Origin of the sequence: Paraburkholderia sp. BR13439 (genome assembly GCF_040948805.1) — a bacterium.
In the GTDB taxonomy this organism is placed as follows: domain Bacteria; phylum Pseudomonadota; class Gammaproteobacteria; order Burkholderiales; family Burkholderiaceae; genus Paraburkholderia; species Paraburkholderia youngii.
The window spans coordinates 40,128-62,437 of the sequence record NZ_JBFPKN010000020.1; the positions used below are offsets into that span (position 1 = coordinate 40,128).

Genomic DNA, 22,310 nt, shown 5'->3' on the forward strand with positions numbered 1-22,310 from the left:
GACAGTCGCGTGCTAAACCGCGCGTTGATTTACTTCTGCGATCGCAGGATCTTCGCGGCATCCAGCGCGAAATACGTCAGCACGCCGTCCGCGCCGGCACGCTTGAATGCCAGCAGCGATTCCATCATGACCTTGTCGTGATCGAGCCAGCCGTTCTGCGCGGCGGCCTTCAGCATCGCGTATTCGCCGCTCACCTGGTACACGTAGGTAGGAAACTGAAACTCGTCCTTCACGCGACGCACGATGTCCAGATACGGCATGCCCGGCTTGACCATCACCATGTCCGCGCCTTCGTTGATGTCGGCCTGCACTTCGCGCAGCGCCTCGTTCGAATTGGCCGGGTCCATCTGGTAGGTCATCTTGTTGCTCTTGCCGAGGTTCGTCGCGGAACCGACGGCATCGCGGAACGGGCCGTAGAACGCCGAAGCGTACTTCGCGGCGTACGCCATGATGCGGGTGTGGATGTGGTCCTCGCTCTCGAGCATTTCGCGGATCGCGCCGATGCGGCCGTCCATCATGTCTGACGGCGCGACGATGTCGACGCCGGCTTCCGCCTGCGCACGCGCCTGCTCGACGAGGATTTCGACGGTCTCGTCGTTCATCACGTAGCCGGCTTCGTCGAGCACGCCGTCCTGACCGTGGCTCGTGTACGGATCGAGCGCGACATCGGTTAGCACGCCGAGCTCCGGAAAATTCTTCTTCAATTCACGCACCGCGCGGGGGATCAAACCCGCCGGATTGGCCGCTTCGCGGCCGTCGGGCGTCTTCAACGAGGGCTCGATCGCGGGAAACAGCGACAGCACCGGCACGCCCAGTTCGACGCACTGCGCCGCGACGCCCATCAGCAGATCGACCGACACGCGCTCGACGCCCGGCATCGACGGCACCGCTTGTCGAACGTTGGTGCCCTCGACGATAAATACCGGGTAAATCAGGTCGTTCGTGGTGAGGATGTTTTCGCGCATCATGCGGCGCGAGAAGTCGTCACGGCGCATGCGGCGCGGACGGTAGTGCGGGTAGAAGCTCATATCGAATCGAAGATCGTGGATAGGTGGAGTGGACAAATGGCACCTGGCTCCGCTCCCGGAAACTTTTCGAGACAATGGTATATCATACCGATCGAGCAAGGCGCCTAGCGCTGACCTCCCCGCTTCTCCTCCCTGAGCGGGTGCCTGTCGTTTTTCGATTAGGCTGTTTGACCCGCCGTTTAAGCGGCGGGTTTTTTTATGGGTGGCGGGAAATGCGCTCTCATACGGGTATTCAAGGCATATCACGCGTCACACGCACTGCGGGATTCCGGCATCGATAGTGATTAGCCCCCAGCCGGCTTTTCACCTGCTTCGTCCACCGCGCCGGGGATCAGCCAGCTCTCGATCAGCTCATGCGCTTCGTCGAGGCCCGTTCGCTTGAGCGCCGAAAAGAGCTGTGCGGTCAACTCGCCGCGATAGCCGGCGGCTCGATATTCGGCCAATCCCTTCTGCGCGGTGCGCAACGCGTTCGTGCTTTCCTGACGCGTCAATTTGTCGCATTTGGTGAGCAGCGTGTGGATCGGCTTGCCGGTCGGCGCGAACCACTCGATCATGCGTCGATCGAGCTCCGTCAGTGGGCGGCGCGAATCCATCATCAGGATCATGCCGCGCAGTTGCGAGCGCGATTGCAGGTACGTGGACAGCAACGCTTCCCAGTGAGCCTTCGCCGCTCCCGGCACCTCCGCATAACCGTAGCCGGGCAGGTCGACCAGATAGCCGGCCGGTTCATCTGCCTTGCCAACCGAAAAATAATTGATGTGCTGCGTGCGGCCAGGCGTCTTACTTGCGAACGCAAGTCGCTTCTGATTGCAGAGCACGTTGATCGCCGTCGACTTGCCTGCGTTCGAGCGTCCTGCGAAAGCGACCTCGGGCTGCGCGGTGGCCGGCAGGTCACGCAGATGATTGACGGTGGTATAGAAGCGGGATTCGTGGAGCAGAAAGGGCATGGTGGAAGCCAGATTGGAGACGCCGCGGAGCCCGCAGCGGGAACGGGGTCAAGCCCGACTGGCGTCTAAGCGATTAGCGAGTTATTGTACAATACGATGGTTTACTGAAAACCTTGGGAGCCCGCCCCACGTGCCTTGGCGGCTCCTGGCGGTCACTCGGTCGCCGTCGTCGTACTTTGCAGAACCTCTAAAATCCCACAAGACGAGACAGGGTGTGCGAATGAATCGACTGTGCAAGACTCTGATGGTGCTTCATGTAACGGCAGGTCTTTCAGGTTTGGCAATTCAGGCACGAGCAGCAGATCCGGCAAAGCCGGACATCAATCGGGGGCAGGCAATCGCGGTACAAGTGTGCGCGTCTTGTCACGGGGCAGACGGCAACAGTGCCGGCGGTGCATATCCGAAGCTGGCGGGCCAGCATCCTGAGTATCTCGTCAAGCAGCTCCGAGATTTCAAGACGCAACCGGGCGCCAAACAGGCCGCGCGCAATAATGCGATCATGGCAGGCATGGCCGCCGCGCTCTCCGATCAGGACATGATCAACGTTGCGGCTTACTTCTCGACGCAGACGCCCAAGCCGGGCTATGCGCACAATAAGAACACGGTCGCGGTGGGGCAGCAGATCTATCGCGGTGGGATTGCCGACCGGGGCGTGCCCGCCTGCGCGGCCTGCCACGGCCCCACGGGACAGGGGATTCCGATCCAGTATCCGCGCCTGTCGGGACAGTGGGCCGAGTACTCGGTGACGCAGCTGACCGCGTTCACGCAAGGTCCGGGCGCTCGTAATAACAGCGACGCGATGCATGCGATAGCATCGCGTTTGTCGGACAACGAGATCAAGGCGGTTGCCGACTACATCGCGGGTCTGCATTAAGCGGTTCGCCCGCGCGAATCCAACCGGCCCGGCGAGGCCGGTGAAAAACAAGAAAAGGGTGAGGGTGTCGTAGCTACGACAGCCCTTCACCCTTTTTTGCTGTTCAGTCGGAGTTTGAATGAGCGTCACCACGTCGGGTCTGCAGTCGAAGTCGGGCAATCGCGTCATGCGCAGCGCTATCGAGCTCCTGAGCTCGATGCGTTTCGCCATTGCGCTGCTCGTGATTCTGTCGATCGCCAGCATCATCGGTACCGTCCTCACGCAGGACGATCCGTATCCCAACTACGTCAACCAGTTCGGTCCGTTCTGGGCGGACATCTTCCGCGCGCTGAGCCTCTACACGGTGTACAGCTCGTGGTGGTTCATGCTGATTCTCGGCTTCCTGATGGTGTCGGTGTCGCTCTGCGTGATCCGCAATGCGCCGAAGATGCTCGCCGATGCGAAGAGCTGGAAGGACAAGGTTCGCGAAGGCAGCCTGCGTGCGTTCCATCACAAGGGCGAGTTCGCCGTGCACGGCACGCGCGCGCAGACCGCGGCAGTGCTCGCGAAACTGTCGGCGAAGCTCGGCTACAAGTTCGTCACGCGTGAGTCGGACGGCGCGACGCTGATCGCCGCAAAGCGTGGCGCGCTGACGAAGTTCGGCTACATCTCCGCGCACCTCGCGATCGTCGTGATCTGCCTCGGCGGTCTGCTCGACAGCAATCTGCCGATCAAGCTGCAAATGTGGCTGTTCGACAAGTCGCCGATCAACTCGAACACCGTTATCAGCGAGATTTCGCCCGAGCATCGGCTGTCGCAGTCGAACCCGACGTTCCGCGGCTACGCGTGGGTGCCCGAGGGGCAGCACGTGTCGACCGCGATCCTGAATCAGCCCAACGGTTCACTGATTCAGGACCTGCCGTTTTCGATCGAACTGAACAAGTTCATCGTCGATTACTACACGACCGGCATGCCGAAGCTGTTCGCGAGCGACATCGTCGTGGTCGATCACAAGACCGGCGCGCGCGTGCCAGCGCGCGTCGAGGTCAACAAGCCATTCGAATACGACGGCGTGTCGATTTATCAGTCGAGTTTCCAGGACGGCGGCTCGCAGATGCTAATGACCGCCTTCCCGATGTCCGGCCCGAGCGCGAAGCCGGCGCCGTTTGGCGGCACGATCGGCGGCAGCGCGCCGTTGAGCTCGGCCACGCCGCTCGCCGACGGCCAGACCGTCGAATTCACCGACTTCCGCGCGATCAACGTCGAAAACATCTCCAACGCCAATGGCCAGAACGATGCGCGCGGGGTCGCTGCGCAGCACTCGCTGAAGGAAGCGTTCGACGAGCGTCTCGGCTCCGGCGCGAAATCCTCGAAGCCGCTCGACCTGCACAACGTCGGCCCGTCGGTGCAGTACAAGATTCGCAGCAAGGATGGACAGGCGCGCGAGTACAACAACTACATGCTGCCCGTCGACGTGAACGGCGAGAAGATGTTCCTCGCCGGCATGCGCCTGAATCCCGACGATCCGTTCCGCTACCTGCGCATTCCCGCCGACAGCGGCGGCACGCTCAAGGAATGGATGAACCTGCGCGCCACGCTCGAAGACCCGAGCCAACGCGCCATCGCCGCTCATCAGTTTGCGCAGCGCTCGGTGCCGGGCCCGAATGCGGAGCTGCAGCAACATCTGGAGGAAAGCGCGTTGCGCGTGCTGACCCTTTTTGCGGGCGCCGACGCCAGCATGAAGATGCCGAACGGCGAAACGCTCGGCGGCTTCCAGGCAGTCGCTGGGTTTATCGACCGCTCGGTACCGAAAGGCGAGCAGGAAAAGGCCGCGGGCCTGCTGCTTCGGATGCTCGAAGGTGTAACGTGGGATCTATGGCAACTGTCGCGCCAGCGGCTCGGCGAGCCCGCCGCGCCGGCCAATGCGGACACGAGCCGCTTCATCCAGAGCTCGCTTAATGCGATATCCGACAGCTTTCTGTATGGATCGCCGGTCTATTTGCAGCTTGACTCGTTCAAGCAGGTGCAAGCTTCGGTATTTCAGTTGACGCGCGCGCCCGGCAAAAAAGTCGTGTATCTTGGCAGCCTGCTTCTCGTATTGGGCATCTTCTCGATGTTCTACGTTCGCGAACGGCGTCTGTGGTTCTGGCTCAAGGATACGGACCACGGCACGAACGTCGTGATGGCGATGTCGAGCGCGCGTAAGACGCTAGACTTCGAGAAGGACTTCGTCCAGACGCGCGACGCCGTGAGCGCCGCACTGGGCGCGAAACTCATCGAAGCAGCCGATGCCCGTCCGGCCGCTCAGGCAGCCGCCCCGTCGGCAAGTTCACAGGATTCGACCCGGTAAGATCATGGACTTGACTCAGGTTTCCTCCTCTTCTTCTGCTTCGCGCGCCGACAAGGCGTTCGCGAGCAGCACGCCCGAACTCCAGCAATTCGACGAACGGCCGTTCCTGAAACGCCTGGGTATCTTTGACTGGCTGTTCGCGCTGGCGTTGGTCGGGGGCGCCGGCCTTGCGCTGTCGCGCTACTACCCGTTCATGAACTACTACGACAAACTGGTGCTGGTGTGCTCGGTGCCGGTTTTCGTGGTGCTCGGCTGGCGCTGGAAGCCGGTGCGTCCGCTGATGGTGGCAATCGCCGCTCTGTCGCTGCTTGCGATCCAGATCTACCAAGGCGATCTGAGCCGCGCCGACAACGCGTTCTTCCTCAAGTATTTCCTGTCCAGCCAGTCCGCGATCCTGTGGATGAGCGCGCTGTTCGTCTTCGCAACCGTGTTCTACTGGATCGCGCTGCTGTCACGCTCGCCGACCGGCGCCGCGATCGGCTCGAAGATGACGTGGGTGGCGGTGCTGATGGGTTTCGTCGGCATGATGGTGCGCTGGTACGAGTCGTACCTGATCGGCTCGGACGTCGGCCATATTCCGATTTCGAATCTGTATGAAGTGTTCGTGCTGTTCAGCCTGATCACCGCGCTTTTCTATCTGTACTACGAGCAGCACTACAACACGCGCGCGCTCGGCGCGTTTGTGCTGCTCGTGATCAGCGCAGCCGTCGGCTTCCTGATGTGGTACTCGGTCTCGCGCGATGCGCAGCAGATCCAGCCGCTCGTGCCGGCGCTGCAAAGCTGGTGGATGAAGATTCACGTGCCGGCGAACTTCATCGGCTATGGCAGCTTCGCGCTGTCGGCGATGGTCGGCGTCGCATATCTGGCGAAGGAACGCGGCGTCCTTGCGGATCGTCTGCCGGCGCTGGACGTGCTCGACGACGTGATGTACAAGTCGATCGCGGTCGGCTTCGCGTTCTTCACGATCGCGACGATTCTCGGCGCGCTGTGGGCCGCCGAAGCGTGGGGCGGCTACTGGAGCTGGGACCCGAAGGAGACGTGGGCGCTGATCGTCTGGCTGAACTACGCGGCCTGGCTGCACATGCGCCTGATGAAGGGCCTGCGCGGCGCTATCGCCGCATGGTGGGCGCTGACGGGCCTGCTGGTCACGAGCTTCGCGTTCCTCGGCGTGAACATGTTCCTGTCGGGCTTGCATAGCTACGGCAAGCTGTAAGATCCGCCGCGCTGAACCGACTAAGAACCGCCGCGTGCTTTTGCACCGGCGGTTTTTTCATGGTGGACGGAATATTCGTCGCGCCCCCGTGTTCACCAATCAAGCAGCTGAGCAGGTACCCGTGGATGACAGGCGCCCCCAAACGGGCGATCATCAATATGGCGCCGCAACGCGCATGACGCGGCGGGCCGGCAAGGAGCAGCACGATGTGGATCAAGCGAAGCGACAGAATTCAACTGACCGGCGATGACATCGCGCGCAGCGAAATCGCGCCGCGGCATGTGTTCGAGAACCGCCGACGCATCCTGCAGGCAACGGGCGCGATGGCGCTCGGCAGCCTGATCGGCGTGAGCGGCGAGGCGCTCGCGACATACTCGTCCCCCGATCCGAAGGCGCAGAAGCTCGCGGCGAAAACCAACACCAGGTTCGTCGCGCTCGACAAGATCACGCCGTACAAGGACATCACCACCTACAACAATTTCTACGAGTTCGGCACCGATAAATCCGACCCCTCGCAGCGCGCGGGCACGTTGCGGCCGCATCCGTGGAAGGTGAGCGTAGAGGGTGAGATCAAGAATCCGAAGGTCTATGACATCGACGACCTGCTGAAGCTCGCGCCGCTCGAGGAACGTGTGTACCGGCATCGCTGCGTCGAAGGCTGGTCGATCGTGGTGCCGTGGATCGGCGTCTCGCTTTCTGAGTTAATTAAACGCGTCGAGCCGACCGGCAATGCGAAGTACGTGCAATTCATCACGCTCGCCGATCCGTCGCAGATGCCCGGGCTGTCGCAGCCCATACTCGAGTGGCCGTACTCGGAAGGCCTGCGGATGGACGAAGCGATTCATCCACTGACGCTGCTGACGATGGGCCTCTACGGCCAGGTGCTGCCGAATCAGAACGGCGCGCCGGTGCGCGTGGTGGTGCCGTGGAAGTACGGCTTCAAGAGCGCGAAGTCGCTCGTGAAAATCCGTTTCGTCGAGAAGCAGCCGCCGACCAGCTGGAACACGTACGCATCGAACGAATATGGGTTTTATTCGAATGTGAATCCGAATGTCGATCATCCGCGCTGGAGCCAGGCTACGGAACGGCGTATCGGCGAAGACGGCTTTTTTACGCCGAAGCGCAAGACACTGATGTTCAACGGTTACGGCGATCAGGTCGCATCGCTCTATCAAGGCATGGACCTGAAGAAGAACTTCTAAGGCGAGCGCGATGGCAACCGACACGCAAACTGTCACCCGCAGCGAGCCTGCGACACGGCGCACGGCGCCGATGTCGGCGGCCAAGCCGCGGGCCGCGGGCGGCGCGCGCTGGGTCGTACCGGCGAAAGTCGCGGTCTTCGTCGCGGCGCTCTATCCGCTCGCACGCCTCGTGCTGTTTGGCCTGACCGACCGGCTCGGTTCGAATCCGATCGAATTCATCACCCGCTCGACGGGCCTGTGGACGCTCGTGTTCCTGTGCATCACGCTAGCGGTGACGCCGCTGCGCCGTCTGACCGGCGTCGCCGCGCTCGTGCGTTTCCGTCGGATGCTCGGACTCTATACGTTCTTCTATGCGACGCTGCATTTCACCACGTACCTGTGGTTCGACAAGTGGTTCGATGTGGCGGAGATACTGAAGGACATCGGCAAGCGGCCCTTCATCACGGTGGGCTTCGCCGCGTTCGTGCTGCTGATCGCGCTTGCGGTCACGTCGCCGCGCGCGATGGTGCGCAAGCTCGGACGTCGCTGGCAGACGCTGCATCGTGCGATCTACGTGATCGGCGCGCTCGCCATCCTGCATTTCTGGTGGATGAAGGCGGGCAAGCACGATCTGCTGCTGCCGAAGATTTACGGCGCGGTAATGATCGCGCTGCTGGGATGGCGGCTGGTGGTGTGGATACGTGAGCGAAGGATGACAACGCGCCGACGGTGAATGCGCGAACCTTTCGCGTCACGCACGCTGCTGCAAAGAAAAATGGCGATGCCGAGGAGGCATCGCCATTTTTTGTTGCTGCGCTTCATTTACCGTTGGCTCTGCAGCCAGCCCCGACGTTTACGCCGGCAGAATCGTTTCGCCCGCAAACAGCTGGCTGATCTCTTCGCGCGCGCGAACTACGTGCGCTTGTGTACCATCCACCATCACTTCGGCGGCGCGCGCACGGGTGTTGTAGTTCGAGCTCATCACGAAGCCATACGCGCCGGCCGAACGGAGCGCGAGCAGATCGCCGGGCTCGACCGCGAGCAGCCGTTCGCGGCCGAGCCAGTCGCCGCTTTCGCAGACCGGGCCGACCACGTCATAGACGTGCGCAGGGACGTCGCGCTTCACGACCGGCTCGATTGCGTGATACGCGTCGTACATCGCGGGGCGTGCGAGATCGGTCATCGCCGCGTCGACGATCGCGAAGTTCTTGTCCTCGCCCGGCTTCAGATACTCGAGACGCGTGAGCAGCACACCCGCGTTGCCGACCAGCGAGCGGCCAGGTTCGAAATAGACTTCGCGGTGACCGTGGCCGCGCGCTTCGATGCGATCGAGCACCGTGCGCACGAACTCGCCGATTTCCGGCGGCGTTTCGTCGTTGTATGTGATGCCGAGGCCGCCGCCGACGTCGATATGGCGAATCGTCACGCCGTCCTGCTCGATCTGCTCCACGAGCTCCAGCACTTTGTCGATTGCGTCGAGGTAAGGCGCGACTTCGGTGATTTGCGAGCCGATATGGCAGTCGATGCCGACCACCTCGAGATTCGCCATCGCCGCGGCCGCCTGATAAGTGGCACGTGCATCCTCGAACGCGACGCCGAACTTGTTCGTCTTGAGGCCAGTGGAAATGTACGGATGCGTTTTCGCGTCGACGTCGGGATTCACGCGCAGCGACACCGGCGCCTTCTTGCCCATCTCGCCCGCCACCGCGTTGAGTCGATCGAGCTCGGGAATCGATTCGACGTTGAAGCATTTGACGCCCGCCGCGAGCGCGTCGCGCATTTCGCTCGCCTGCTTGCCGACACCCGAAAACACGGTGTTTTCCGCTTTGCCGCCGGCCGCGAGCACGCGCGCAAGTTCGCCGCCCGACACGATGTCGAAGCCCGCGCCGAGGCGCGCGAATACGTTCAGCATCGCCAGATTGCTATTGGCCTTGACGGCCATGTGCACACTCGCGCGACGCCCGGCGCAGGCGCCCGCATAGGCGTTCCACGCCGCGGTGAGCGCGGCGCGCGAATAGACGTACAGCGGCGTGCCGAACTGCTCGGCGAGGGAAACGGCGGACACGCCTTCGGCGTGCAATACGCCGTCGACGTAGTCAAATGCGGATCGAGTCATGCGAAAGTCTTATTGAGCGGAAGGGGCGGCAGAGGCGGGCAGCGGCACTGCGGGAGCCGATGCCGCCGAAGCGGGCGGCGTCTTTAGTTGGTCTTCGGGGGCGAGCGTGAGCGGCGTACCCGAGGTGTCTGGGATCGAGTCCGCGTTGGCCGCGCCGTTAGCCGGTTGCGTTTGATCGGTCGACGGTGTTTGCGTGCGGTGAGCCGGCGGGGCAGGCAGCGGCGGTACGGTTGGCAGATAGAGCGAGCCGCGTTGGCCGCAGCCGGTGAGCGCACAACCTGCGAGAATGGCTAAAACCGCTACAATCGCGCGGCCGGGCGCTGCCGCGCGCATCCGAGTTACGACTCGCATGACTGTCCCTGAATGAATAATCGATGGAGTTTAGCATGTCCGATAGTGATTACCTGACCCGTGCGGAAGCCGTGCTGGCCGCCATCGAGAGCGCGCTCGACGACATCGACGCCGACATCGAGCTCGAGCGCAGCGGCAACGTTCTGACGCTCGAATTCGAGAACCGCACCAAGATCATCGTCAATCTTCAGCCGCCGATGAGCGAGATCTGGATCGCGGCGAAGGCCGGTGGTTTTCACTTCCGTTTCGTCGACGGCGAATGGCGCGACACGCGCAGCGGCTCGGAGTTTTTCGCGGCGCTGTCGCAGTATGCGACCGAGCAGGCTGGCGAGCCGGTGCAGTTCGCCGCGCAATGAGCGTGGCGCAATTAGCGCGAAGCACGAGACGCTCTCAAAACAAAACCGCCGCGTAACGAACGCGGCGGTTTTTTCTTTCTAACGGTACGCCGACGCTGCCTCAGTGCCCGCGGAACAGATTCATGATGTCCTGCTTCTCCTGCTCGCCGACCTGTTCCGGCGCGGCGGCCGCGGCGCTCGCCTGGGCGTCGAGCGTCGCCTGACTGACGCCGACCGTTGCGATGAACCCGTGGCCCGGGGTGAAATCGTCGAAATAAAGCTCCGAGCCGATTTCGCTGACGTCGTCGGGGCGTGCCATCTTGTACTCGGGCACACCCTTCAGCGCGCGTCCCATGTACTCGATCCACACCGGCAGCGCGAGGCCGCCGCCGGTTTCCTTGTCGCCGAGGCTGCGCGGATTGTCGTAGCCGATCCACGCGATCGCGGTGAGCGTGTGCTGATAGCCGGCGAACCACGCGTCGCGGGAATCGTTGGTCGTGCCGGTCTTGCCGGCGAGATCGGTGCGCTTGAGCACGTTGCTCTTCGCGCCGGTGCCGTGCTGCGCGACGCTTTGCAGCAGGCTGTTCATCACATAGGCGTTGCGCGGTTGGATCGCATACGGCGCGTTTCGGCCGGCCACGAGCGGCTGCGCTTGCGCGACGACGCCGCCGCGCTGATCGGTGACTTCCGCGATCAGGTAAGGATTGATCCGGTAGCCGCCGTTGGCGAACACCGAGAACGCGCCCGCCATCTGCAGCGGCGTCACGAGGCCCGCGCCGAGCGCCATCGGCAGATAGGCGGGATGGCGATCCGCGTCGAAGCCGAAGCGCGTGATGTATTGCTGCGCGTACTTCAGGCCGATCTGGTTCAGGATGCGGATCGACACGAGATTCTTCGACTTCTGCAGCGCGGTGCGCATCGTCATCGGACCGTCGAAGCCGCCGCCGTAGTTTTTCGGCTCCCACGCCTGGCCGCCGGTTTCGGCGGCGCTGAAAAAGAGCGGCGCGTCGTTGATGATCGTCGCGGGCCCGAGGCCTTTTTCGAGCGACGCCGAATAGATGAACGGCTTGAAGCTCGAGCCCGGCTGACGCCACGCCTGCGTCACGTGATTGAACTTGTTCTTGTTGAAGTCGAAGCCGCCGACCAGCGAACGGATCGCCCCGTCCTGCGGCACCACCGAGATGAATGCGCCTTCCACCTGCGGCAATTGCGTGATCGACCAGTCGCCCTCTTCATTCTTCACGAGCCGCACGATCGCGCCAGGCCGGATGCGCTGATTGGGCTGCGCGCGCGGGCCGAGCGCGAACTGCGCATAGCGCAGACCGTCGCCCTGAATCGTCGCGACGTTGCCGTCGATGAAGGCCGCCTGCACCTCCTTCGGGCTCGCCGCCGTGACGACGGCGGCGATGATTTCGCCGTTGTCGGGATGCTCGAGCAGCGCATCGTCGATGGCCTGCTCGCGCTCGTCGGCGTCGGCCGGCAGATCGATGAACGCCTCCGGGCCGCGATAGCCGTGACGGCGCTCGTAGTCCATCAAGCCTTTGCGCACCGCGTGATAGGCGACGTCCTGATCGGCCGAGTCGATCGTGGTCACGACGTTCAGGCCGCGGGTGTAGGCTTCCTCGCGATACTGCGCGTACATCATCTGCCGCACCATTTCCGCGACGTATTCCGCGTGCACGCTGTACTCCTTGCCCATGCCCTTCACCACGAGCCGCTGGCGGCTCGCCTCGTCGTACTGTTCCGGGGTGATGTAATGCAGTTCGTACATGCGCTGCAGGATGTATTCCTGGCGCACCTTCGCGCGCTTCGGATTGACGACCGGGTTATACGCGGACGGCGCCTTCGGCAGACCGGCGAGCATCGCCGATTCGGCGAGCGTCAGGTCCTTTAGGTCCTTGCCGAAGTACACGCGCGCCGCACTCGCGAATCCGTACGCGCGCTGACCGAGATAGATCTGATTCATGTACACCTCGAGAATCTGATCCTTGCTCAGCTTTGACTCGATCTTGTACGCGAGCAGCATCTCGTAGATCTTGCGCGTGTAGGTTTTCTCGCTGGACAGAAAGAAGTTGCGCGCGACCTGCATCGTGATCGTGCTCGCGCCTTGAGTCGCATGGCCGTTGGTCAGCGCGACGATGCCGGCTCGCGCGATGCCGGTCAGGTCGACGCCGCCGTGTTCGTAGAAGCGCGCGTCCTCGATCGCGAGGATCGCTTTCTTCAGGCTGTCGGGCACGTCCTGGATGTGCACGATGTCGCGCCGCTCCTCACCGAATTCGCCGATCAGCACGTGGTCGGCCGTATAGATTCGCAGCGGCACCTTGGGTTGATAGTCGGTCAGCGCATCGAGTGACGGCAGGTTCGGCGTCGCGACGACGAGCGCATAGCCGAGCACCAGCGCCACGCACGCGATGCCCGCCACGATCAAGCCGACAAAGCCGAGGATCAGCTTCAGCCATAACGGACGTTTGCGCTTTTTCGGCGCGGGCGGCGGAGACGTAGGAGACGTGGCTTGCATAGGAGTACCGGAAAAACAGTCCCGCGATTATAGCCGCCAGGGTTTTTCTGCTTTCGGAAGTCTTACGAATGGCGGGCGATCGGCACACGCCAGGTGGCGCGGGAACGACTTCGCTGTAGTCCCAACTGTAGTCGCTTTGATGCCGCTCGGGGCGGCTTCGCAGCCGCGTTAGCCATTCGGCTGAATGTCGTTAGGACGCGCGTCTGCCGACAATGATCCCTCGTTATTCGCGTTCAGAGGGAGGGCGGTATGGCTTATAGAAATTCATGGCTTCAGGCGGTGAGGGAGGGCCGGCAGCGTTTCGCCGCCGGCATCGACGTCGGCCCGCAAAACGTGCGTCTCGTGGTGGTGAGTCAACGCGCACGGGGCGCGCTGCATCTCGAACATATCAGCACGGTGCCGCTCGCGGCCGGCGTAATGGCGGGCGCCGAGATCGTCGATCGGCAGGCCGTTTCGCGGGCATTGCGCGATGCGTTCGCCGGCTTGCCGCGCGTCTGCGCGACGCACGCGCTGCGCTGCGCGATGGCCGTGCCTGCGTCGGCCACGCTGACGACGACAGTGCCGCTCGCGCGGCTCGCCGCGCAGAGCGACTGCGAGGCGGAGGACGGTGGCGTCGCGCTCGCCGGACTCGCGCCCGCGGTGATGGGCGAAGCCGAGCGCATCGCCGGGCTCGAGCGTCATGCACTCGCGGTCGACTGGTACGTCGACGAGACGCCGTCTCCGCAGCGCTCGGTGAAGATCGCCGCGACCTCGCGTCAGCATCTGGAAGCGCGGATCGAATGCGCGGCGACCGCGGGCATTTCGCTGTCCGCTATCGATGGCGAACCGCACGCCGCATTGCGCGCACTGCGCCATGCGGCGAGTCGCGAACTCGACCCGAACGAACCGTACGCGGCTGTGTGGGTCGGTACGGACGGCGTGTACGGCTGGAGTGTCGTCGATGGCGCGAACGTCGGCGAAATGCGCTATCCGGCGCCCGAGCATGCCGATCTCGCCAACGCGTTGCGCGATCTCACGCAGGGGCCGGAGTTCGACTGCGCGCTGATCGGCGGCGAAATCGAACTGCTCGACGGCGTCGGCTTTTCGCTCGCCGAGATTGGCGACGTGCTCGGCTGCTCGGCGCTGCCGTTCGAGTGCGCGCTGCTCGGCAGCCACGCACGGCCGCTCGACGACGCGTTGCTGCACGAGCCGGCTGGCGCGGTCGCGTTTGGGCTCGCGTTGCGTGGGGTGCTGGAATGAGGGGCGCTCTGTCGTTTTCATCTGGCGTGGCCGCGAGTCCCAATCGGTGTGACCAGCGTGCCGCTGTGCCGTGGCTAGGCGGCTTCAATCTGCTGCCGTACCGCCAACGCAACGCGCGACTCGCACGGCGCCGCTGCATGCGCGACTGGGCCGTGGCGGCGTGCGTCGGTGCCGCGGGCGTGCTGCTCGTCGCCGGTTGGCAGAGCTTTGCCGCGGCGCGGTTGGATGCGCGGCGCGCAGCTGTCGAGCAGGCGTTGACCCCGCTCGCCGCGCCGCTCGCGGAGCACGCGAAGTTGTCGCGGGCCGAACAGGCGCAACGCGAAGCCGCGGGGCGCGCCGCGAGTCTCGCGAGGCCGCTCGCGCATCTGCGCGATCTGCTCGACGCGCTGAGCTTCGAGCCCGGCGAGCGCATCGTGTTGCGGCAGTTTCGACAGCGCGAGTACGAGACCGAATTGCTGGCGACTTCGAGCGGCCATATCGCGTCGGCTGAGTGGCTCAAGCGGCTCGGCGCGATTCACGGCGTGCAGGGCGCGGAGATGCGCGATTTACGTCGGCCGACGGGGAAGGGCGGCGCATCGGCGGAACCGGCGATTGGCGGACCGGTGGAATTCGATGCGCGCCTGCGCTGGGGCGAACCGCCGCTCCAAGTGAAGCACGCGTCGAGGGCCGCACGAAAGGGAGGTGCACGATGAGCACGACATTTTTCGAGCCGGGCGGCGCACCGCACGGCGCCGCGTTCGTTTCACGCTGGGTCAAGCGGGCGCGTATGCCGCTCGAGGCTTGGAGCTCGCACCGTCGCTGGCTCGTCGCGACGGCAATCGCCGCGCTCGTGTTCGCCTTCGGCGCGTACGGCTGGAACACGGCCGATCTCGCCGGACTGGAAACGAGCCGCGCCGCGCTTTCGCTCGGCACGCAGCGTCTCGCGCAGGCGCGGCACGCGCTAGCGCAGCTGCCGTCGCTGCGCCGTGCAGCCGCGGCGATGCCGGCCACGGTGTCGAGCGCCGTGCCGTGGAATTCCGCCGACGACGTGCGCATCGTCTCCGAGCTGGCCACGCAGAGCGGCGTCCTGTTGCTCGCGGTCGAACCGGGCGCGGCGAGCGGCGAGGGCGTCGAGCGCAAGCGCGAGCTGCAGCTCACCGCGCGCACGGACTTCGTCCACCTGATGGCGTTTTTCCACGGGCTCGCGCAACTGCCGGTGCTGATCGTTCCCGCCGATGTGACCGTCAAGCAGGACGGCAAAGGTCTCGCGGTGGCCGCGACGCTGCAGGTGTACGACGCGCTGCGGCCGGCGTCCGCAACCCCGGCTGCGAGCGCCGGCGTAAGCGCTGACGCCGACGAGGCCGCCGCCGACGACGAAGGCCTCGTATTCTTCGATCCGTTCGCGAAGCCGCAGATCTCCGCGAGCGGCGAGCCGGGCGATGTTTCCGAGTTGCGGCTTATCGGTTTGCTGCGGGATCGTACCCGCGGGCTCGCCCTGCTCGACACGCCAGACGGCACGACGACTGTCGCGGCCGGCCAGCAACTGGGCGTCGAGCGGGTCACGCAGCTCGACGCGCTAGGCATTACGCTCGCGAACGGCGGCGCGACGCGCACGCTGACGCTGATGCAGACGGAGGCGTCATGATGCGCACACTCACGCGATTGAGAGTGGCGATGTTGCGGGGCGAACGCGAGGTCCGTGTCGTCTGCGGGCTGTGTTTCGGGCTCTACGTCGCTGCGACGCTGGGCGTTGGGGTCGCACAGGCAGCGACGTCACCGCTGCTACCGCCGTTGCCGACTTACGCGGCGCTCGACGATCCACCCGTATCGGCCAATCCCGCCCACGAGACAGCGCCGCTGCCGAGCGGCGGCATCGGCCAGGCCGCGAATCCGTTCGGCTATGTTTCTGCGTCAAGCGCGACCTCGGACCCGGACACCCTCGAGCCGGCCCCGCGTGCCGCGATAGCGCCCGACGCTTCCCCCGACGACGACGCCAACGGCCAGATCCTGCCACCGTCGCCAAAACAACCCGCCGTTACCGCCCGCGACGACGGCGCCGGCACGCCCAGTCTCGAGGGCCCACCGGTTCCGCTGCCGCCGCGGCCGCGCCTCGCCGACGCAGCGGCCGGTGCCGACTCGGGTCTTCCCGCGGGCAACAAGCCGATTTCGCTGAACTTCCAGCATGCGCAACTCGGCGCGGTCCTGAAAGCGTTCGCCGAGTTCACCGGCCTGAACATCGTCGCCAGCGACAAAGTGCGCGGCGCCGTATCGATACGGCTCGATCAGGTGCCGTGGCGCACCGCGTTCGACACGCTGCTCGACGTCAACAATCTGGCGATGGAGCGCCACGGCAACGTCATCTGGGTCGCGCCCGCCGCCGAACTCGCCGCGCGCGAACGTCAGCGCTTCGAAGCTCACGCGCGCGCCGCGGACCTCGAACCGCTCGCGAGCCGCACGTTCGAGCTGCACTACGCGCACGCCGAGGACGTGCGGCGCCTGCTGACCGGTTCCGGCACCCAGCGCGTGCTGTCCAAACGCGGCGCCGTCACCGCCGATCCACGCACCAACCTGCTGTTCGTCACCGATCTCGCTGGGCGGCTCGAACAGATCGCGGCGCTGATCGCCTCCGTCGACCGGCCGACTCGCCAGGTGCTGATCGAGGCGCAGATCGTCGAAGGCGACCAGGGCTTTTCGCGCAATCTCGGGGTGCGGCTGTCGCTGGCCGGCACGAGCGCGGATGGTACGTCGAGGGGGCTGACGGGAGGAACGGACGGCACCGTGTACGATCTGTCGGCCCGTCCGATTTCCGGATTCGATGCCGCGACCGCCGGCCTCACGCTATTCGCGGCGCACGCTACACGGCTGCTCAATATCGAACTCTCGGCGCTCGAATCAGAGGGCCATGGGAAAATCGTGTCGAGCCCGCGGGTCGTGACGGCGGACCGGATGAAGGCGATCGTCGAGCAGGGCACCGAGCTGCCATATCAGGCGAAGGTCGGCCAGGGCGTATCTGGCGTGCAGTTTCGCCGCGCGACGCTCAAACTGGCGGTCGAGCCGCAGATCATGCCGGATGGCCGCGTGGTGCTCGATCTAGACGTCGCGAAGGACAGCGTCGGCGAGCAGACCGACGCCGGGCCCGCGATCAACACCAAGCACGTGCAAACGCGCGTCGAGGTCGAGGATGGTGGTACGGTATCGATCGGCGGAATTTACGAGACCGACGACCGCGACGACGTCGAGCGGGTGCCCATCCTTGGCAAAATACCTGTTCTGGGCGCGTTGTTCCGCCATCGGACTCATCGCGACACGCGCAGTGAACTGGCGGTTTTCATCACGCCGCGCGTGGTGCGGGAAAATTAGGGCATATAGGGCGCGCTTGCGCCGCCGTCCGTCGGCGGCGCGCAGGCTCGACAAGGCAGCCGCTTTGCCAGTAAGCTGCGGCACGAACTACACCGGATTAGCCAGAGGACACCGTTGCAACCGCGGGACGCACACGCCAATGTTTTTTTCGTAGGGCTCATGGGGGCAGGAAAGACCACTGTGGGTCGGGCGGTTGCGCGCCGTCTCGAGCGCCCGTTCTTTGATTCCGACCATGAAATCGAGGCGCGCACGGGCGCGCGCATTCCCGTGATCTTCGAGCTCGAGGGCGAAGCGGGCTTTCGCGATCGCGAAGCCAGCGTGATCTCGGAGCTGACCGCGCGCGACAATATCGTGCTCGCGACCGGCGGCGGCGCGGTGCTGCGGCCGGAAAACCGCGAAGCGCTGAAAAGCCGCGGCCTCGTGATCTATCTGCGCGCCAATCCGCATGACCTGTGGCTGCGCACGCGGCGCGACAAGAATCGTCCGCTGCTGCAAACGGAAGATCCCAAGGCTCGCCTCGAAGCGCTCTATGAAGTGCGCGACCCGCTGTACCGCGAATGCGCGCACTTCGTGATCGAAACCGGCCGGCCTTCGGTCAACGGACTCGTCAACATGGTTCTGATGCAGCTCGAGATGGCCGGCGTCGCCAAACATCCTGCGTCATAATGGACCGTATGATTACCGTCAACGTCGAACTGGGCGAGCGCGCCTACCCCATTCATATCGGTGCCGACCTGATCGGCCAGACCGAGCTGTTCAAGCCGCATATCGCCGGCAACTCGGTCACGATCGTCACCAACAGCACCGTCGATCCGCTTTACGGCGACAAGCTGCGCGCGGCGCTCGCGCCGCTGAACAAGCAGGTGTCCACGGTCGTTCTGCCGGACGGCGAAGCGCACAAGAATCTGCAGACGCTGAACCTGATCTTCGACGCGCTGCTCGGCTCGCGCGCGGACCGCAAGACCACGCTGATCGCGCTCGGCGGCGGTGTGATCGGCGACATGACCGGGTTTGCCGCCGCCTGCTACATGCGCGGCGTGCCGTTCATCCAGGTGCCGACCACGTTGCTGTCGCAGGTGGATTCGTCGGTCGGCGGCAAGACCGGCATCAATCATCCGCTCGGCAAGAACATGATCGGCGCGTTCTACCAGCCGCAGGCGGTGATCGCCGACATCGGGGTATTGCGGTCACTGCCCGAGCGTGAACTCGCGGCGGGCATCGCCGAAGTCATCAAGACCGGCGCGATCGCCGATGCCGGTTTCTTCACCTGGATCGAGGCCAATATCGAGGCTTTGAACCGCTGCGAACCGGCGGCGTTGACCGAGGCGGTCAAGCGTTCGTGCGAGATCAAGGCGTCGGTGGTGGCGCAGGACGAGCGCGAAGGCGGTCTACGCGCGATCCTGAACTTCGGCCATACGTTCGGCCACGCGATCGAAGCCGGGCTCGGTTATGGCGAGTGGCTGCACGGCGAGGCGGTCGGCTGCGGAATGGTGATGGCGGCGGATCTGTCCGTGCGCCTCGGCCATCTGGACGAAGCGTCGCGCAAGCGACTCGTCGACGTGGTGCTTGCCGCGCATTTGCCCACGCGTGCTCCCGCTCTCGGCACGGATCGCTACATCGAGCTGATGCAGATCGACAAGAAAGCGGAAGGCGGCGCGATCAAGTTCATTCTGCTGAAGCGTTTCGGTGAGACGCTGATTACCCGCGCGCCCGACGCCGAAGTGCATGCGACGCTGGCCGCCGCCGTCTAGATTCAACACGGCCCTGCAGCCACGCTTCACGCACTCGCGTCACGAGGCGCCGCCCATGTGTTTCGGAGAACCCGGTGACTGACAGGCGCAGCGACGATATCCAGCATGACTCGACAAGTGCGCGCGCAGGCGCGATCGGCGCCACGGCCATCGCTGCGGATGCCGCTGCCGCGATCGCCGCGCCCGCCGTCCCCGCGCCGACCCAGCAGGCGCTCGAAGCGCATCTCGCGCCGTACGCGGCGCATTCGAGCCAGTCGCGCGGGCGGCGCTATGCGGAAACCGCGCCGAGCGCGCGCACCGAGTTTCAGCGTGACCGCGACCGCATCGTCCACTCCACCGCGTTCCGGCGGCTCGAGTACAAGACTCAGGTATTCGTCAATCACGAGGGCGACCTGTTTCGCACGCGCCTCACCCATAGCCTCGAAGTTGCGCAGATCGCGCGCTCGGTTGCGCGGAATCTGCGCGTCAATGAAGATCTGGTCGAAGCGATTTCGCTGGCGCACGATCTCGGCCATACACCGTTCGGCCATGCCGGCCAGGACGCATTGAACGAATGCATGCGCGAGCACGGCGGCTTCGAGCACAACCTGCAGAGTCTCGCGGTCGTCGACGAACTTGAGGAGCATTACGGAGCATTCAACGGTCTGAACCTGTGCTTTGAGACGCGCGAGGGCATCCTCAAGCATTGCTCGCGCGACAACGCGCGCCGGCTCGGCGAATTGGGCGAGCGCTTTCTCGAAGGACGTCAACCGTCGCTCGAAGCGCAGATCGCCAACGTCGCCGATGAAATCGCGTACAACAATCACGACGTCGATGACGGTTTGCGCTCCGGTCTGCTGTCGCTCGAGCAGCTCGCCGAAGTGGAGCTCTGGCAGACGCATTGTGAGGCGGCGCGCGGCGACTACCCGCAGATCGAAGGACGTCGGCTGATTCACGAGACGGTGCGGCGCGTGATCAATACGCTGATCGTCGATCTGATCGAGACGACGCGGGCCAACCTCGCACGCTACGCGCCGGCGTCACTAGACGACGTGCGCGCGGCGCCCCCGCTCGTCGCGCACAGCGATGCAATCGCGGCTCAGGCCGCGGCGCTCAAACGCTTTCTGTTCAGAAACATGTACCGCCACTATCGTGTGATGCGCATGGCCAACAAGGCACGCCGCGTCGTGGTCGGCCTGTTCGACGCGTTCACCGACGATCCGCGGCTGCTGCCGCCGGACTATCAATCGAGCGATGCGACGCGCCAGCCGCGTCTGATCGCGCATTACATCGCGGGGATGACCGATCGCTACGCGCTGAAGGAGTATCGGCGGCTGTTCGTGATCGACGATAACTAGTCGTTAGCGGCTAGGCGCGGCAAGAGGGCAACGTTCGACCTTGCCGCATCGAAGCGGCCGTCGCGTCTCCTTGCCAGCACCCTCAAGTCGCGCAAGCCAGCGTCATCGCGAACGCGACGCGAACAGCGCCCCCGCCACCAGTGCAAGCCCGCCGACGATCGCAATCGTCTGCCACGGATTTTCATGCACATAGTGATCGGCGTCCGACATCGCGACGCCCGCGCGGTCGCGCATCGCATCGCGGGTGTCGTTCAGCCGCTCGCGCGCGGCGTCCAGCTGTTTGCGCAGCCTGCCGCGCAAGGCCACGGCGTCGGCCTGCGTGCCGTCGGCCAAGGTCGATTCGAGTTCCGACAGCAGGGTGCGCAACTCGACCGCGATATCTTCGGCCGCATGGCGGCTATGGCGAGCGATGCGCCGCGCACGGCGACTCGCGCTGGTCCAGGATTCGCCGAGGGCGTCTCGCGTATTTGGAAGTGCTGTCATGGTCGCTCCGTCGATGAGTTGAAAGGCCCCGCGCGTCGTCGCGCGGACACGCTATGCGCAGACGCAGTATCACGTCGCAGCGTAGGAAACGCCATCTAACGCAACTTCGATGCCAAGCGTCGCATCGCCCGTAACGTGATAGTGAGCGGCTCGCGACACGCTTCGCGTGGGCGTAACGTTGCCAGATATTGCACGCAGGTGCGCCGCATTCGCGTCAAATTTACAAACGCCGATGCCGGACGACACTGTCATGCCGATACGACCTGGACGCCAAACAAAAACGCCGTCATCTGCTCGATGACGGCGTTCCCCAGGGCGCGAAAATTCGACTACCCTAATTCAAGCCACCTGCTGTCGCGATGCGTTAGAAACGGTAACCGATGTTGACGTAGGTGACGATCGGGTTCAGCTTGATCTTGGTCTGCGATTGCACGGTCAGCGTGCCGACCGGCGTGGTGGCCGCCGAATTGAGCTTCGCGGTCGTGCTGAGCGGCAGGTACGAGATCGACACGCCGGCGAACCAGTGCTGATTGAAGGAGTAGTGGAAGCCCGCATTAAACACGGGTTCCCACGAACTATCCGTCGAGACACTGGTCGGACCATGCAGAACGTTGGCTTGGAATGAGCTGTTGGTGATGTGCTCGTCGGTGAACCAGATGCGGCTCACGCCGACACCGAGATACGGTCGGAAAGCAGCGGTCGGCGCGTTGAAGTAGTACTTGAACAGCAGAGTCGGGCTCCACTGTTTGGCCTGCCCGATCTTGCCGAACTGCGCGAGGCTACCCGTGCCTGACAGGTCGAAAGTAGGCGGGACGCCAATGACGAATTCGGTGGCGATGTGGTCAGTGACGAAGTATCCGGCGGTGAAGCCGATGGTGTCGGCCGAACCCAGCGAAGCGCCGGTGTTGGCTTCGGTAATGTTGGTTGGGCTACCGCCAATGCTGGTTACGGTCAGCGGATCGCTGCTCGATTGGGGCGCCAGATGGAACCAGCCCGTCGTGACGTAAAAGCTGCCGGCCGATTGTGCGTGCGCCGCCGTGCTCATGCAGGCAAGCACTGCCATCCCCGTTACGGCCTGTTTTAATTTCATATGTGCTCCTCCAAAAAAGGCCCGCTCATTATGACTACAACGTTTGAAACAAACCATACGCGGCGGTTAGAGTTTTCTCCCTAAGCACCGTATGGTTTCTGGCTTGGCCGCATGGCGCCGAACCTTACGCGCATGCGGATCTTCGGACCTTCGGGTATATACCAACGCGACTATTGGAC

Annotated in this window: 20 protein-coding genes; 13 read left to right on the forward strand and 7 right to left on the reverse strand. The window is 64.2% G+C overall.

What is annotated here, in order from left to right; genetic code table 11:
- Positions 1-29 precede the first annotated feature (29 nt).
- Both hemB and yihA read right to left on the reverse strand, forming a co-directional pair.
- Positions 30-1,028: a porphobilinogen synthase gene (gene hemB, locus AB3X96_RS31390; RefSeq protein ID WP_368592721.1), complete on the reverse strand. Its 999-nt coding sequence runs from the start codon at positions 1,026-1,028 to the stop codon at positions 30-32.
- A 284-nt stretch (positions 1,029-1,312) separates the two neighbouring features.
- Positions 1,313-1,975, reverse strand: coding sequence for a ribosome biogenesis GTP-binding protein YihA/YsxC (gene yihA / locus AB3X96_RS31395; RefSeq protein WP_368592722.1), 663 nt, complete (start codon positions 1,973-1,975; stop codon positions 1,313-1,315).
- A gap of 220 nt (positions 1,976-2,195) precedes the next feature.
- Here yihA and AB3X96_RS31400 point away from each other — a divergent pair, with 220 nt between their 5' ends.
- The 5 genes from AB3X96_RS31400 (at position 2,196) to msrQ (ending at position 8,305) form a co-directional block, all read left to right on the forward strand.
- Positions 2,196-2,849, forward strand: coding sequence for a cytochrome c (locus tag AB3X96_RS31400; protein WP_026228372.1), 654 nt, complete (start codon positions 2,196-2,198; stop codon positions 2,847-2,849).
- Positions 2,850-2,967: 118 nt separating this feature from the next.
- Positions 2,968-5,178 (forward strand): cytochrome c biogenesis protein ResB, encoded by a 2,211-nt coding sequence (locus AB3X96_RS31405; protein ID WP_368592723.1) that lies wholly within the window; start codon positions 2,968-2,970, stop codon positions 5,176-5,178.
- 4 nt (positions 5,179-5,182) lie between these two features.
- A complete protein-coding gene (gene ccsB, locus AB3X96_RS31410) occupies positions 5,183-6,391 on the forward strand; it encodes a c-type cytochrome biogenesis protein CcsB (protein ID WP_368592724.1) in 1,209 nt (402 codons plus the stop codon).
- 206 nt (positions 6,392-6,597) lie between these two features.
- Entirely contained in the window at positions 6,598-7,593 is a 996-nt protein-coding gene (gene msrP / locus AB3X96_RS31415) for a protein-methionine-sulfoxide reductase catalytic subunit MsrP (protein ID WP_368592725.1), read from the forward strand.
- Between the two features lie 10 nt (positions 7,594-7,603).
- Positions 7,604-8,305 carry a protein-methionine-sulfoxide reductase heme-binding subunit MsrQ gene (gene msrQ, locus AB3X96_RS31420; RefSeq protein WP_368592726.1) on the forward strand — a complete coding sequence of 234 codons (702 nt, stop codon included), beginning with the start codon at positions 7,604-7,606 and terminating at the stop codon, positions 8,303-8,305.
- A gap of 120 nt (positions 8,306-8,425) precedes the next feature.
- Here the strand turns inward: msrQ and lysA are convergent, their stop codons facing one another.
- Together lysA and AB3X96_RS31430 are read right to left on the reverse strand one after the other, a co-directional pair.
- A complete protein-coding gene (gene lysA, locus AB3X96_RS31425) occupies positions 8,426-9,688 on the reverse strand; it encodes a diaminopimelate decarboxylase (protein ID WP_368592727.1) in 1,263 nt (420 codons plus the stop codon).
- A 9-nt stretch (positions 9,689-9,697) separates the two neighbouring features.
- Positions 9,698-10,039 (reverse strand): lipoprotein, encoded by a 342-nt coding sequence (locus tag AB3X96_RS31430; protein ID WP_176110109.1) that lies wholly within the window; start codon positions 10,037-10,039, stop codon positions 9,698-9,700.
- A gap of 35 nt (positions 10,040-10,074) precedes the next feature.
- On the opposite strand from AB3X96_RS31430, the gene cyaY reads away from it, so the two are divergent.
- Positions 10,075-10,395 (forward strand): iron donor protein CyaY, encoded by a 321-nt coding sequence (gene cyaY / locus AB3X96_RS31435; protein ID WP_176110110.1) that lies wholly within the window; start codon positions 10,075-10,077, stop codon positions 10,393-10,395.
- Between the two features lie 100 nt (positions 10,396-10,495).
- On the opposite strand, the gene AB3X96_RS31440 is transcribed toward cyaY, so the two are convergent.
- Entirely contained in the window at positions 10,496-12,892 is a 2,397-nt protein-coding gene (locus tag AB3X96_RS31440) for a penicillin-binding protein 1A (RefSeq protein WP_368592728.1), read from the reverse strand.
- Between the two features lie 249 nt (positions 12,893-13,141).
- On the opposite strand from AB3X96_RS31440, the gene pilM reads away from it, so the two are divergent.
- From pilM to AB3X96_RS31475, 7 genes are all read left to right on the forward strand, one after another.
- Positions 13,142-14,131: a pilus assembly protein PilM gene (gene pilM, locus AB3X96_RS31445; RefSeq protein WP_368592729.1), complete on the forward strand. Its 990-nt coding sequence runs from the start codon at positions 13,142-13,144 to the stop codon at positions 14,129-14,131.
- Entirely contained in the window at positions 14,128-14,823 is a 696-nt protein-coding gene (locus AB3X96_RS31450) for a fimbrial assembly protein (RefSeq protein WP_368592730.1), read from the forward strand. The genes pilM and AB3X96_RS31450 overlap by 4 nt, the downstream gene beginning before the upstream one ends.
- Positions 14,820-15,755, forward strand: coding sequence for a hypothetical protein (locus tag AB3X96_RS31455; protein ID WP_368592731.1), 936 nt, complete (start codon positions 14,820-14,822; stop codon positions 15,753-15,755). Before AB3X96_RS31450 ends, AB3X96_RS31455 begins: the two co-directional genes overlap by 4 nt.
- Complete coding sequence (pilQ, locus tag AB3X96_RS31460; protein WP_368592732.1) at positions 15,752-17,470, forward strand: type IV pilus secretin PilQ; 1,719 nt, start codon at positions 15,752-15,754, stop codon at positions 17,468-17,470. Before AB3X96_RS31455 ends, pilQ begins: the two co-directional genes overlap by 4 nt.
- A 114-nt stretch (positions 17,471-17,584) precedes the next feature.
- A complete protein-coding gene (locus AB3X96_RS31465) occupies positions 17,585-18,136 on the forward strand; it encodes a shikimate kinase (protein WP_368592733.1) in 552 nt (183 codons plus the stop codon).
- Entirely contained in the window at positions 18,136-19,221 is a 1,086-nt protein-coding gene (gene aroB, locus AB3X96_RS31470) for a 3-dehydroquinate synthase (RefSeq protein ID WP_176381107.1), read from the forward strand. Before AB3X96_RS31465 ends, aroB begins: the two co-directional genes overlap by 1 nt.
- A 149-nt stretch (positions 19,222-19,370) precedes the next feature.
- Complete coding sequence (locus tag AB3X96_RS31475) at positions 19,371-20,558, forward strand: deoxyguanosinetriphosphate triphosphohydrolase (protein ID WP_368367284.1); 1,188 nt, start codon at positions 19,371-19,373, stop codon at positions 20,556-20,558.
- Between the two features lie 102 nt (positions 20,559-20,660).
- Here the strand turns inward: AB3X96_RS31475 and AB3X96_RS31480 are convergent, their stop codons facing one another.
- A complete protein-coding gene (locus AB3X96_RS31480; RefSeq protein WP_368592734.1) occupies positions 20,661-21,041 on the reverse strand; it encodes a YqjD family protein in 381 nt (126 codons plus the stop codon).
- A gap of 364 nt (positions 21,042-21,405) precedes the next feature.
- Positions 21,406-22,131 carry an OmpW family protein gene (locus tag AB3X96_RS31485; RefSeq protein ID WP_013090728.1) on the reverse strand — a complete coding sequence of 242 codons (726 nt, stop codon included), beginning with the start codon at positions 22,129-22,131 and terminating at the stop codon, positions 21,406-21,408.
- Between the last annotated feature and the right edge of the window lie 179 nt (positions 22,132-22,310).

Excerpts from the sequence above, each read along its gene's own strand:
- hemB (WP_368592721.1), bottom strand. The coding sequence starts at position 1,028 with ATGAGCTTCTACCCGCACTACCGTCCGCGCCGCATGCGCCGTGACGAC.
- yihA (WP_368592722.1), bottom strand. The coding sequence starts at position 1,975 with ATGCCCTTTCTGCTCCACGAATCCCGCTTCTATACCACCGTCAATCAT.
- AB3X96_RS31400 (WP_026228372.1), top strand. The coding sequence starts at position 2,196 with ATGAATCGACTGTGCAAGACTCTGATGGTGCTTCATGTAACGGCAGGT.
- AB3X96_RS31405 (WP_368592723.1), top strand. The coding sequence starts at position 2,968 with ATGAGCGTCACCACGTCGGGTCTGCAGTCGAAGTCGGGCAATCGCGTC.
- ccsB (WP_368592724.1), top strand. The coding sequence starts at position 5,183 with ATGGACTTGACTCAGGTTTCCTCCTCTTCTTCTGCTTCGCGCGCCGAC.
- msrP (WP_368592725.1), top strand. The coding sequence starts at position 6,598 with ATGTGGATCAAGCGAAGCGACAGAATTCAACTGACCGGCGATGACATC.
- msrQ (WP_368592726.1), top strand. The coding sequence starts at position 7,604 with ATGGCAACCGACACGCAAACTGTCACCCGCAGCGAGCCTGCGACACGG.
- lysA (WP_368592727.1), bottom strand. The coding sequence starts at position 9,688 with ATGACTCGATCCGCATTTGACTACGTCGACGGCGTATTGCACGCCGAA.
- AB3X96_RS31430 (WP_176110109.1), bottom strand. The coding sequence starts at position 10,039 with ATGCGAGTCGTAACTCGGATGCGCGCGGCAGCGCCCGGCCGCGCGATT.
- cyaY (WP_176110110.1), top strand. The coding sequence starts at position 10,075 with ATGTCCGATAGTGATTACCTGACCCGTGCGGAAGCCGTGCTGGCCGCC.
- AB3X96_RS31440 (WP_368592728.1), bottom strand. The coding sequence starts at position 12,892 with ATGCAAGCCACGTCTCCTACGTCTCCGCCGCCCGCGCCGAAAAAGCGC.
- pilM (WP_368592729.1), top strand. The coding sequence starts at position 13,142 with ATGGCTTATAGAAATTCATGGCTTCAGGCGGTGAGGGAGGGCCGGCAG.
- AB3X96_RS31450 (WP_368592730.1), top strand. The coding sequence starts at position 14,128 with ATGAGGGGCGCTCTGTCGTTTTCATCTGGCGTGGCCGCGAGTCCCAAT.
- AB3X96_RS31455 (WP_368592731.1), top strand. The coding sequence starts at position 14,820 with ATGAGCACGACATTTTTCGAGCCGGGCGGCGCACCGCACGGCGCCGCG.
- pilQ (WP_368592732.1), top strand. The coding sequence starts at position 15,752 with ATGATGCGCACACTCACGCGATTGAGAGTGGCGATGTTGCGGGGCGAA.
- aroB (WP_176381107.1), top strand. The coding sequence starts at position 18,136 with ATGGACCGTATGATTACCGTCAACGTCGAACTGGGCGAGCGCGCCTAC.
- AB3X96_RS31480 (WP_368592734.1), bottom strand. The coding sequence starts at position 21,041 with ATGACAGCACTTCCAAATACGCGAGACGCCCTCGGCGAATCCTGGACC.
- AB3X96_RS31485 (WP_013090728.1), bottom strand. The coding sequence starts at position 22,131 with ATGAAATTAAAACAGGCCGTAACGGGGATGGCAGTGCTTGCCTGCATG.